At 63.3% G+C, this 12,057-nt stretch carries 8 protein-coding genes; 1 reads left to right on the top strand and 7 read right to left on the bottom strand.

Features of this window, described 5'->3' with window-relative positions; translation table 11 throughout:
• Positions 1–9: 9 nt before the first annotated feature.
• The 3 genes from ACEN98_RS29955 to ACEN98_RS29945 all read right to left on the bottom strand — a co-directional run bounded on the left by ACEN98_RS29955 (position 10) and on the right by ACEN98_RS29945 (position 5,469).
• Positions 10–1,173 (bottom strand): glycoside hydrolase family 88 protein, encoded by a 1,164-nt coding sequence (locus ACEN98_RS29955; protein WP_413388467.1) that lies wholly within the window; start codon positions 1,171–1,173, stop codon positions 10–12.
• Between the two features lie 98 nt (positions 1,174–1,271).
• Positions 1,272–4,169, bottom strand: coding sequence for a TonB-dependent receptor (locus ACEN98_RS29950; RefSeq protein WP_413388466.1), 2,898 nt, complete (start codon positions 4,167–4,169; stop codon positions 1,272–1,274).
• A gap of 265 nt (positions 4,170–4,434) precedes the next feature.
• Positions 4,435–5,469, bottom strand: coding sequence for a LacI family DNA-binding transcriptional regulator (locus ACEN98_RS29945; RefSeq protein ID WP_413388465.1), 1,035 nt, complete (start codon positions 5,467–5,469; stop codon positions 4,435–4,437).
• 256 nt (positions 5,470–5,725) lie between these two features.
• Here ACEN98_RS29945 and ACEN98_RS29940 point away from each other — a divergent pair, with 256 nt between their 5' ends.
• Positions 5,726–6,361 (top strand): hypothetical protein, encoded by a 636-nt coding sequence (locus ACEN98_RS29940; protein ID WP_413388464.1) that lies wholly within the window; start codon positions 5,726–5,728, stop codon positions 6,359–6,361.
• On the opposite strand, the gene ACEN98_RS29935 is transcribed toward ACEN98_RS29940, so the two are convergent.
• Genes ACEN98_RS29935 through ACEN98_RS29920 form a run of 4 tightly spaced genes read right to left on the bottom strand, consistent with a single transcriptional unit; the run spans position 6,313 to position 12,053 of the window.
• The gene (locus tag ACEN98_RS29935; RefSeq protein ID WP_413389110.1) at positions 6,313–10,302 is read right to left on the bottom strand and encodes a TonB-dependent receptor; all 3,990 of its coding nucleotides are present in this window, start codon (positions 10,300–10,302) and stop codon (positions 6,313–6,315) included. The genes ACEN98_RS29940 and ACEN98_RS29935 overlap by 49 nt on opposite strands.
• Positions 10,302–11,267 (bottom strand): FecR family protein, encoded by a 966-nt coding sequence (locus tag ACEN98_RS29930; RefSeq protein WP_413388463.1) that lies wholly within the window; start codon positions 11,265–11,267, stop codon positions 10,302–10,304. Before ACEN98_RS29930 ends, ACEN98_RS29935 begins: the two co-directional genes overlap by 1 nt.
• A complete protein-coding gene (locus ACEN98_RS29925) occupies positions 11,251–11,835 on the bottom strand; it encodes an RNA polymerase sigma factor (RefSeq protein ID WP_413388462.1) in 585 nt (194 codons plus the stop codon). Before ACEN98_RS29925 ends, ACEN98_RS29930 begins: the two co-directional genes overlap by 17 nt.
• Positions 11,832–12,053, bottom strand: coding sequence for a hypothetical protein (locus ACEN98_RS29920; protein ID WP_413388461.1), 222 nt, complete (start codon positions 12,051–12,053; stop codon positions 11,832–11,834). Before ACEN98_RS29920 ends, ACEN98_RS29925 begins: the two co-directional genes overlap by 4 nt.
• Positions 12,054–12,057 lie beyond the last annotated feature (4 nt).

Genomic DNA, 12,057 nt, shown 5'->3' with positions numbered 1-12,057 from the left:
ATGCCGGCGTTATTGGTCGTGCAGCCTGGACATCTCGGCTGCCGCAAGCAGCACGGCGCCGACACCGAAATTCGCGGTCGAAGCGCGGTCGACGACCTGCCCCGGAATCGCACGGTCGCCGATCGGCTGGACATAGCCGACCGTGCCGTCCGGTTGAACGGCGACCCTGGTGATGTAATGCCAGCCCTTGATGGCCGCGGGGAGATAGGTGGCGCGGTCGAGCAGGCCGTTGTTGACGCCCCAGAGCAGGCCATAGGTGAAGAACGCGGTACCGCTCGTTTCCGGACCGGGTGCATGCGCGGGATCGATCAGGCTGCGCGTCCAGTAGCCGTCCGCCTGCTGCGTGCTTTTCAATGCGGCGGCCAGCGCCTTGAACTTGCCTTCGAACTCCGGTCGCAGCGCGCTGTCCGCGGGCAGGTCCGCCAGCACCCTGGCAAGGCCGGCAAAAACCCAACCATTACCCCGCGACCAGAAATCCTTCTTGCCGTTTACGCTCCTGTGTTTCGGATAGACGTAGCGCGCATCGCGGTAGTACAAGCCCGACTCGGCGTCGAACATGATGCTGTTCGTGTATTGAAAATACGCGTTCAGCTTGTCCAGGTAGCGCGCGTCGCCCGTCAGCGTGTACATCTTCGTCATCACCGGCATCACCATGTACAGGCCGTCGACCCACCACCAGTAGTCGTTGCGCGCGGTGCCGATCTGGTATCCCATCACCTCGCGGGCCCTGGCGACCTTGCGCGGATCCTTGTCGAGCGCATACAAATCAAGATAGGTCTGGAAACAGATCTGCCAGTCCCCGAACAGCACGTGGTCATCGGTTTCGCCGTACGTGTGCTTCCACTCGGCCTTGTTGTCGGATTTGGCGCCCTGCCACTGGTTGGCTTCCGCCCACCGCTCGGAGTAGCGGCGGTAGGCCTCGTTGCCGGTGGCCTGGTAGGCGGCCATGTTCCCGGTGTGATAGGCGGCGACGTCCCAGAACGCCCGTTCCGTCGCCGGCGTCGTTGCCTGCCAATGGTCGTTCACCCTGGCGATCACGGCCAGGGCTTCCGAGCGCAGCACGGGGATGGAAGGCACCGTTGCACTGGCGGACGCCTGCACGCTGTCCGGTCCGTGGCCCGCCACGGACGCACAGCCTGACAGGATGGCCAGCGAGCCAGCAAAGATTGACATGAGTACTTTCTTTTTCAAAATCTATTCCTTGATGTGATGCGCCGTGAAGCGGCCGCGCCGACAGCCGCTTCACATGGGTGGTGTTGGAAGAAGCGACGTCAGAACTTGCCGCGAATGCCGACCTGGAACGTACGGCCGTCATACAGCAGGTTGTCGGTCCGGGCGTGGTCGTTACCGTAGTTGGGGCGGCCCATCATGTCCTTGTAATAGACGTAGCTCAGGTCGTTGGTCAGGTTCATGCCGTCCAGGCGAAGCTCGAGATTCTCCGTGATCTTGTAGGAGATCGACGCATCGACGAAACGGCGACCGGCGACCCACGGCGCTTGCCCGTTCAACGCCACGTTGATGCCGGGCTGGCTGCGCGCGAGGATGTTGCCGTCGCGGTAGTTATACGAAGTACGCAGCGCCCATGGACCCTTTTCGTAGTAAGCGGTGAGGTTGTAGGAATAGCGCGGCACTTCCCATACGGTCTGCTTCGTGCCGTCCGGGTTGACCCAGTCCGGCACCGGCCACTTGACGCGCGTATAGCTCGCCATCGCGCCCAATCCGTTGAAGGGCTCGGGCAGGAACGTGAACGCCTGCTGGTAAGCCAGCTCGATGCCGCTGACATTCTGCTTGGCCATGTTCACGTAGCTCGACACCGTGATCGGCAGGTTTGGATCCGGATGATTCGTACCGGGCATCCACAGGTTCGTGCCGAGTGCGGTGTAGGGCAGGCCGAGGGAACTGAACGGCACGACGGTGCGCTGCGCCTGCGTCAGGTCCTTCATCTTCTTGAAGAAGTAGCCCACGCTGACCAGGCTGCCCTTCTGGAAGTACCATTCACCAGTCAGGTCGACCTGGTCGGAAAGCTGTGGCTTCAGGTTCGCGTTGCCCGACGTCGCGTTGGGTTCGAACTGGTTCGGGATCGTCGTGTTGGCGGCGATGAGGGACAGCGCGGCCCGCGTGATGGTGCGGCCAACCGACGCGCGCAGGATCACGTCGTCGCGCAAGTCATACGCGGCCGACAGGCTCGGGAGCACGTTCGCGTAGCTGCTTTCCCGGTGGTTCGGCACGTACTTCCGCGTACCGTTCTCGGTCACCTGCGTGTAGTTGTCGATCTGCGTCCTGGTACGCGCGTAACGCACGCCGGCATTCAGGCGCAGTTCGCGGCCGAACAGTTCGCCGGTGAAGTCCGACTGGACGAACAGCGACGTGACGGCTTCGTTCGTCTTGAAGCTGGACGCAAGGTCAGGCGGCGTACCCAGCTTCGCGCGACCCGGTTGCAGGACGTCCTCGATGAACCCGCGATCGAAGTGCGCGAACGAGGTCGGGAACGTGGCCGGGGCATCGGGCGCGAAATGTTGCAGCGGGGATCCCTGGACCATATAGGACGTGATCGAATTGCCCAGCGAATTCACCGAGCCGCCGATCGGCAGCCGCATCGTCTGGCCGAGTGCCGTGCCGTTGTAGCGGCCGACCTCCTTGCCGGACGAGACGTACGAGACGCCCGCTTTCAGCTTGCCGGTCCAGCCGCCCCACAGGTCGTAATCCCAGTCGACGGCCGTCTTCAAATGCTCGCCGGTGTCATACTCGTCCACGTAGTTGTACGTGATGATCGGATCCTTGTAGATGGACTTGTCGTTATAGTCGACTCCCGTCGCGGCCAGCACCGGATACACATTGTCCTGCGACGAGTCGAGCGTGCTCGTCACGCCATAGATGTTCGTGTAGATGCGGTTGTTGGTGAAGTATGCCTTGCTGCTGGAACGCCCCCCGCTGGCGGTCACTTTCAGCCGCGGCGAGAACGTGTATTTGGCATTGATCGAGCCCAGCCCGAAATTGGTCTTCGAGTCGTAGATGTAGTTCTCGTTGATGTACGACGTGTTCGCGAACGTGCCCTGCAGGATGTTATTCTGATCAATGAAGACGTTGAGCGGCACCAGGCCGTTGTGTCCGGGCAGACCGGATGGAAGGCTGGTGTTGGTCGTGCGCGAATTCCGGATGGCGACGCCGAACGTGTACTCGTCGCGCATGTCGCTCAGGCGCGAGAACAGGCCGTCCAGGCTGACGTCGAGAGGACCGTTCTTGTACTGCAGCGACGTGACGAGGCCGTCGCGCTTGCGCTTGTTGAGCGCGCCGTACACGCGGTGAAAGCGCGGCAGCAGGGCATTGTCGACCTGGTCGCGCGTCAGCCCGCCGAGATTGGCACGCGGGTCGTTGTAGTCCAGGTCGTAATTGAACGGCAGGGAAAAACCGGCCGGCGCGTTATTGCGGCCTTGTGCCGGGCTCAGGTAGCCGCCCGTCGACTGGAAGCCCGACCTCATGTTGGTGCTCCCGCTGTGGGCGAACCCTACCAGCGCGCCAACATTTCCCCACGTGTTGCTGAGAATGAGCGAATAGCGCGGGTCGGTCTTGTCGGACGCAGAGTTGTACGAAGCCGAGGCGGCATAACGGATCGTGCGTCCCTTCTTGTCGAAAGGCCGGGGCGTTTGCAGGTCGACGATACCGCCGATGCCTCCCTCCTCCAGATCCGCCATCGGGCTCTTGTAGAAATCGACCCGGCCGAACAGGTCGGACGCGAACACGTCGTAGTTGAAGTCGCGTACCGCCGCACCCGCATTACTCGACGACGTCGTGTGGACGGGCGCGCCGTTGATCGTCGTCACCGAGTACTGGGGTCCCAGGCCACGGATGTTGATGCGCTGGCCTTCGTTGGACGCACCGTCCCGGATGACGTACACGCCGGGAATACGCTGCAGGGATTCGGCCACGTTCGCCTCGGGGAACTTGCCGATGTCCTCGGCGACGATCGAATCGCGCACGCCGATCGCCTGCTGCTTCAGGCTCAGGGCACGCTCCAGGCTGGAGCGGAAGCCCGTTACCGTCACGACCTGCGTTTCTTCCTTTGGCTTGGGCGCGGTGTCGGTGGTCGACGCGTCCTGGGCGAGGACCAGCGGTGTGTATGCAGCGGCGAGCGCCAGGGCGATCGCCCTGGAAAGTTGGGTTTGCTTCACTGTTGTCTCCTGTTTTTATTTCGCGTTGCATTCAGCGGCAGTGGCTGCCGCTGAGTCACGAGCAATCATTGCTTTCTGACACTGACAACGTTATCAGAAATATTTACGAGATTACAGCGCGACCACCATATTGCGGAGACAGGAACAGGAATGAGTTTCACTCTAAAGCGAGCGAATTAGTTATCACTAACCGGATAAATATTATCGGTAAACGTTGTCAGATCGAGACAGCCGGACACCGATGGCGTGGCCGGGCATGAGGGACTCAGGCGAGCTTCGCGGGCCGGATGCGTTGCGGAGCCTTCCCGGTAGAGTCCCGTACCACCAGGCGTGTCGGCAGTTCGATGCGGGAGGGGCTGCGGCCACGATCGCCGATATAAGCGAGGACCTCGTCGACGGCGCGCGCGCCGATCTCGTCCAGCGGCTGGCGTATGGTGGTCAGCGGCGGCGTCACCGTGGATGCGGCGGGAATGTCGTCGAAGCCGGCAATCGACACGTCCGCGGGAACCTTGAGACCAAGTTCTTCGGCCGCCTTGAAAGCGCCCAGGGCCATCTCGTCGTTGGCGCAAAAGATGGCGGTCGGGCGATTCGGCAACGCGAGCAGCGTGCGGGCGCCTTCCCGGCCGCCGCCGAACAGGAAGTCGCCGGGAACGATGTAGTCGGCGTCGACAGGCAATCCGGCGTCGCGCAGGGCTTGCTCATATCCGCGTTGACGCTCGCGGCTCTGGCCCGTATGCAGCGCCCCTTCCACGAATGCGATCCGGCGATGCCCCAACCCGATCAGATGATTGACGAGGTCGTACGCCCCGCTGTAGTTGGCGCCACTCACCACGGGAAGCGCAACCGGGCGGGCACAAAAGTTGACGAGCACCGCCGGCATCTGTCCCGCTTCCAGCTTGCGCATCAACGAGTGCGTACCGCTCGGGAGCAGCCAGATGATGCCGTCGCACAGCTTGAGCATCATCTCGACACTCGTGGTGCGACCGTCGTCGTAGATGGCAACGTTGACGACGACCAGTTCATAGCCGCGACGGTGCGCCTGCTCCTCGATGCTGACGAGGAGTTCATGAAAGACCATGGAACGAAAGCCCAGCAGGAACACGCCCAGGAGCCTCGACTGCGAACCGCGCATGGTTTGGGCGACAACGTCCGGCGTGTAGTTCAGTTCGCTGGCAGCGGCAAGCACTTTCTCGCGGGTCGCCTTGGCGACGTGAATCGTGCCGCGTAACGCGCGCGAGGCGGTAATGACCGACACGCCTGCCCGTGCAGCAACTTCATTCAACGTCGCGATTTTCGTCATGATCGATCAGGGTGGCCAAATGACGAAGGATAGCATTTCGGTGTCGCTCGCCAAAGTGCTGGCCTCGCTCGGCGGCCTGGCTCCGATGCGCTCTTGCACCGCCTGGAGCAGGCCCGGGCCCCTGAACGACTTGCGAATCGCTACCGCAACTGATAACGTTATCTGACAAACACAACAGAGACATCACGAAGATTCATCCATTTCTTTTCGCGCGCTTGGTTGCACCACCCATTGCTTGGCATCGGTCGGCGCACGGTTGATCTTCGACGTCGCTCACGACCTCGACGCGGCCCGGCCTTCCGAGACGATCGCAATTCCCTGGTCGGCAATCAACAAGGCATTGCCGGGGGCGCTGTTACAGCACATTGCCGTTACCGATGCGGCGGGCCATGTCCTGCCCTGTCAGGTAACGAACATTCATCCGGAGGCCAAGGATCCGGGCAATGCGGGCATCGCGAAGGGCTGGACATGTATGGCGTCGGCACGACGGTCGGCGCCGGCGGTACCGGTGGTGAAGACACAGCCGCCGGCAAACAGTCACGCGCTGGCGCAATGGGTTACCCAACGCGGCCATGGCGACTTCGGCACCGCGATCACCATGCCGGGCGCCACCGCTGTGGCGTATGCCGAAGACGGGGATAACCCGCTTATTCTTGCTACGGCCGCGTCGGGAAAGCCATTACGCTATTACCTTGGCGCAGCGGCCGGCTGGTGGAAGAACGTCCATGACCAGGCGGACTGGCACCGCAAGGTCGACGCCAAGGCTGCGCGGATTGCGGCACCGATCGGCGTCACGCTCTCGACCGCAAACCAAAACACGGCAACGGATCCGCCCGCCGAGCTTCACATGGAGCGGACGTTGATGCCAACCATGATGCGGCGGCCCGAGTAAGCATAGTCCAGCAGGTTGGGCGTGCCGTCGGCAAACGGCGCAAAGGGGCCCTGGCTGGTCGACGTGATCGCGTTGCCAAGGTTTCGGCCTTCGATGAAGACGTCGACGTTCGGCCGGACCCGGTACGAGATCTTGCCGTCGATAAAGCGGGTACCGTCGCGGAAGTTCGGCGAGCCCGGGTTATACGGCAAGACATTGGTGATGCCGCCCGCCGCGCTCGGATAGTTGGCCATGCCGGGCTGGCCGCAACCGGCGACACAGTTGAAGAACGATGCCACGGCCTGCACCGCGACGCGTGCCGACAGCCTGCCGTCGTCGTACCACAGCGCGGCGTTGTACGAGTACCTGGATTCGCGCGCGGGCGGCAGCGGCGCGCCGGTCAGCAGATCCACGAGGCTCAGGCTCGAGGCGACCGAGCGCAATTTCGTGTAATTGCCGTCGAACCCGGTATGGCGCAGCATCCACGGCAGGAACGTGAACGCGGTCCTGGCGCCCAGCTCGAGCCCCTTGCGCGTGGTCGCGACGCCGTTCGAATAGGTCGAGTAATTGAAAGGGATACCCGATAATGCCGCACCGGTGCCCGGATCGACCATCGCCGAACCGCCGAACAACATCCCTTTGCCGACGCCCTGGGGAAGCGCGGGACCGGTCTTGCCTTCCTGCCTGAACGCCGCGACGGAGAACATCGTGTCCTTGTTCGGATAGTATTCGAGCGACAGGTCCTGGTTGACGTTCCTTTGTGCCTGCAGCGCCGGGTTCCCGATGGTGCCGCTGCACGTCTGGGGCAGCCCGGCGTCGGCGACGCGTTCGTCATAGGTACAGGTCCCGGCCGGAAGCAGCTGTGCCACGGAGGGACGTGCCACGGCCCTGGCGTGTCCGTAGCGTACGACGGCCTTGTCCGGAACGACCCACAGCGCCAGGTTATAAATCGGCAGGAAGTCGTGCGTCCTGCCGTCGACCGCCGTGTTTTGCGAATACGTACTGCTGACCGTGCCGCCCGCGGCATTCGGATTGGCCGGGTCATAGCTGGCAGTCTTGGCGATCGACGTGAAATTCATCGTGCCGATGCCATGCACCCTGGTCAGGATGTAGCGGTAACCCATGTTCCCTTCCAGCTCCCAGCCGAAAGGGAACGCGACCGAGGTGAACGGGATGTGGTCGACACCGAAGTCGCCCATCACATAGAACGCCGCCGAACGCTCGGTCAGCCTTTGCACCGGCTGGTCGTATCGTTTGCCGTCGCTGCCCATGCATTGCTTGAGGCAGTCGAAGTTCAGGTTCGGCACGCCCGCGAGCGCGAACACCTTGTCGACGTCGATCCGGGTCCAGTTGTCCGGCAGGCCGGCCGGGCGCCCGGTGGCGCCGCTGAACAGCCGGGTCGGCGTCGCCTTGCCAATGAGCGATTGCCCGATGATGTCCTGGAACTGCCCGACAGTCATCACGTTCTGCCCTTGCAGGGCGCTGCGCGGATCGGCACTCTGGCCATCACCGTACTTGCAGGCGTTACCGCCCGGCGCCAGCGAGCCGGCCGTGTCCTGGCAGCCGACGAAGGTGCCGCGCAGCAGGGCCGACGGGACGATCACGGGCGGTACATAGCCGGGTTTCCCATACGTGCCCGTGGGCGTCCTGACGACCCAGCCGCGGCTGTTCCCGGCATACGGGTCCCAGGCGTCGTTGCCGGTGTCGCGCAGGTTGAAGCCGGTCTTGAAACGCTTGAAGAGCGGGATCGATTCGGGCGTCGCCCAGGCCGCGTCGAGTTTTACGGTGCGTTCGCCGGTGGCGCGGATGGTCGGCAACCAGTACGTCTCCGGCGCCTGCGTCGACCGCGGCTGCTGCGCGGCCGTGTAGGCCGGCACGTACGTCGTGTTGTACGCCCCGATCGGGACCGCGCCCGTTGCCGGGCCCGGGAACGCCGTCGCATACTGGGCCGGGTTCGCCTGGTCTAACGTGCTGCCTGCCGGCAGCGTGTATCCCCACAACCCGTTCGGCAGGACGTGCATGGTCACGGGGCCGTAGGCGTTGTCGAAGCTGGTGCGCTTCTGTCCGCGCGTCATGCCCGAACGGGCATCGCCGACGAAAAATTCGACGGCCATGCCGCCGTTCCTGTAGGTGCCACCCAGCTGCAGGTAGCGTGTGGTGATCCGCGCCACATCGTGCAACTGGTCGGTCGTGGCGGTGCCGTCGCTGATCGTGTACTGCGTGACGTGGTGATTGCCGTCGACGGTGACGGAGGCCGGATTCACGTTGGCGACCGTGCCCGCGAGGACGTTGTAGCCCGACGTGCTGGGCTGTTCGTACCGGTAGTAGCCGGAACCCGGCACCGCGCTGCGCGTCATGGTGGCCGGGCTTGCGCTGTAGGTCGGGCCGGCATACGTCGGGCTGTACGAACTGGCCTGGTTGAGCTGAAGATTTCCCAGGCTGTAGGTGAGCTGGCTGATGTCGTCGTTGCGACGGTTATAGCTCCCTTTGGCGTACAGGGACAACCTGTCGTTCACCTTGAAGTCGGCACGCAGATCGAGGTTGCGGCGCCTGTCCACCTCCCGCTTGACGAAGTAGCGCACGTTCGAGGGCGTGTAGTCGTTCCATTGGTTCAGGCAACTGATCAGTTCGTTGCCTCGCTGGAGCACCGCCTGGCCGCGCATGGCCGCCGACGTGATGCCGGTCGTCTGGACCTTCGTGAGCGCCGGGAAAGCGGCGTAGCAATCGGCTTTCGTCTGCGCCGCCGCCGAGCGGCTCACCAGGTCGAGCGGTGTTGCCGAATCCAGGTAGCCCCCACCCGCGAGCGGCGCGCGCAGGAAAGGCGTCGTGGCCGCGGCGTCCGCCGTGTTGACCGTGCCCGGCTGGTAGGTAAAGGTCTTCCGGGGCGATTGATCGAAGTCGAGCAGGCGAAAGTAACCCTGCTGCGCAGACTGCGCGACCTGGGCCGCATGGGCTTCGTTGTCGAGCGTGGTCGACGTCGCGTTCAGCAGCAGGCCAAGGCGGCCGTCGAGGTATTGGTGGGCAAGGATGACGTTCGCGTCCGGCGCCCATTTCCTGTTCAGCGCGCTTTGCGAGGCCGCCGTGCGAATCGACACGAACGGCTTCCTGAAATCCAGTGCGGTGCGCGTCTTGATCACGACACTGCCACCCAATGAACCTTCGGTCATGTCGGCCGTCGAGCCCTTGACCACGTCTACACTCTTGATCAGGTCGGCGGACAGCTGGCGGAATTCCACGCCGCGGCCGCCGCCGCCGCCGTTCATGTCGATGCCCCCTGCGGACTGCACGCCCTGCCCGTCCAGTTCCACGCGGGTGAGGTTGGCTTCATTGCCGCGCACGGAGACGCTGACGCCTTCGCCGAAGGTGCCGCGGTCCAGGGCGACACCCGACATGCGCGAGATCGCCGCGCCGACGTTACGGTCAGGCAGCGAGCCGACGTCCTCGGCCACGATCGAGTCGATCAGGGTGGCAGCCCCCTTCTTGCGCTCGATGCCCGATTGTTGCGAGGCCCTGGTGGCGACGATCGCTACCTGGTACGGTTCGCCGACCGCAGTGCTGGCGGATGCCGGCTGCGCGTGTCGAGCCGCTTTCGCCGGGTCATGACCGACGGGTGCGCACGTTGAGGGGCGGTCCCTGCGCGCCTTCCCTGCGGCCACGATGAATACGGCACCGCCGGCGGTGACCCTGCTGTCGAGCCCAGTCCCGGCCAGGAGCGCCGGCAGCGCGTCGGCTACCAGGAAGCTGCCCCGCACCGGATTCGTGCAGATGCCGTTCAGGACGTCCTCGGACGCCAGGACGTTGATACCTCCCTGTTTCGCGAACAGGTTGATGGTGCTCGTGGCCGGTCCAGCGGGAATATCGAAGTCCTTTTTGGCGTCCTGGGCGCGGCCTGTAGCAGGACATGCTGCCGTACCCGCGACAAGGAAGACCGAGGCCAGGAGACCGCCATGACATCCGCGCATCACGGGTGTTTTGCACCGATGACGATGCGCTCGGCACTGACCTCGACCGGGACGTTCAGGTAGGCGCCGATATCCTTCGCAAATTGTTCGGGCGCGTCGATCCGGTACTGTCCAAATATACGTTCGCTTTCCAGTGCCCGATCGGCAATGACGATCTGCCTGGCGCTATAGCGATTGAAGTCGGCGACCGCCTCGCCGAGGGTCTGTCGCGTGAACTGGAGATTCCCGTCCCGCCAGGCCAGTTTCCTTTGTATTTCCTCGGGCTGCCTGGTAACGGTAATCCGCGCAGCATTGTAAGGAAGAAAACTACGCTCGCCGGCACCAAGACGTGCCCGGGCCCGGCCGGTCCATACCTCGACGGTTCCTTCCGTGACAAGCACTTCGGCACCATTCGGGAAGCGCCGGACACCGAATGCGGTGCCGACGGCGCGCACTTCCACGCCGGCCGCCGCCACGACGAAAGGCTTGTGCTTGTCCTTGGCCACCTCGAACCACGCTTCCCCCTTGACCAGGTCGACCTGGCGTCGCGCGGTCGTGAACCTGACTTCCAGCTTGCTGTCGGAATTCAGGTTGGCAATCGAGGTATCGGCCAATGCGACCCGCCTGAATTCGCCTGTGGATGTTGCCAGCGTCGTGACGCTATCGCGAGATTGCAGCGACACGCCCACGCCGAGTATGGCGACCCCGGCCGCCAAAGCGCCGTATTTGAGCCAGGTGCGGCGGCTGGCCTTCGCGCTCCCGTACCCGTCCGACCGCAGCCCGTAACGGTCTTCCCCCGGGTGGACATCTTGATCCGACACGGCCTGCGAGATCGCGTTATCGATCACCAGCGCACGGACATACGCCCCCTTGTGACGGGTATCCGCTTCCAGCCACGCATCGAGAGCCGCCCGCTCGTCCGCGTCGAGCTCGCGTTCCGACTGCTTCCGCAGCCACGCGAGGGCCTGGTTATCGATCGCTGACATTGGCTTTCCTTCCCCGGTGGATCTTGCGAGGCTGCGCGGTCGCCGGGATGCAATCCACGCCCTGCCTTTTCATCATCTCGGAGATCAGTTCCATCGCCTTGGTGGACTCATATTCGACCGCTTTCTCGGTGACACCCAGCGAATCCGCGGTCTCCTTCTGGGACAAGCCATAGATCCGCCGCGCACGAAATACCGCCCGGCATCGATCGGGCAGCTTGCCGATCAGTCCCATCACCCAGCGCAGTTCGGCGCGGCCAAACGCGGTTCGCTCGGGGCCCGGACTGTCGTCCCACACCTCCAGGTCGCCCAGGTTCGACATGACTTCGATGTCGACAACGGCGTCGCGCCGAAGCCGGTCGGTGACGAGGTTCTTCGCCATCTGGACGATGTAGCCGCGGGGGTCGTTCACGTGCGCGACGTCGTCCATCTGCATCACCTTGCAGTACACCTCCTGGATCACGTCGTCCACGTCCGCGGCGCCGGCACACACGCGCCGCAAGCGGAGACGCAGCTCTGCTTCGAACGGCAGCAGGTGCACGGTAAGCCAGTTGATAGTGTCTTTGTTCATCTCTTTTTATCGCCCCAAACAGTATGGACGAACGGCGCGGAATTTTCCCTAAAAAAAATTGAAGATAGTTCATGGGAGCTGTCCAGATTGTCGTTTCCAGGCCAAAACCGGTCTGTCCAGTTGCGAACACCTATCGAAACTGCAATGATCGCCAACAGACCAATTACAGATGTGGTCGGACCAAAGAATATTTTTGGATAGACCAGAATAAAGCTCATGGAG

The organism is Massilia sp. CT11-137 (genome assembly GCF_047302885.1).
GTDB lineage: Bacteria > Pseudomonadota > Gammaproteobacteria > Burkholderiales > Burkholderiaceae_D > Telluria > Telluria orientalis.
Note: the sequence above shows the minus strand (reverse complement) of the source record. Positions and strands in the feature narration are given on the sequence as shown.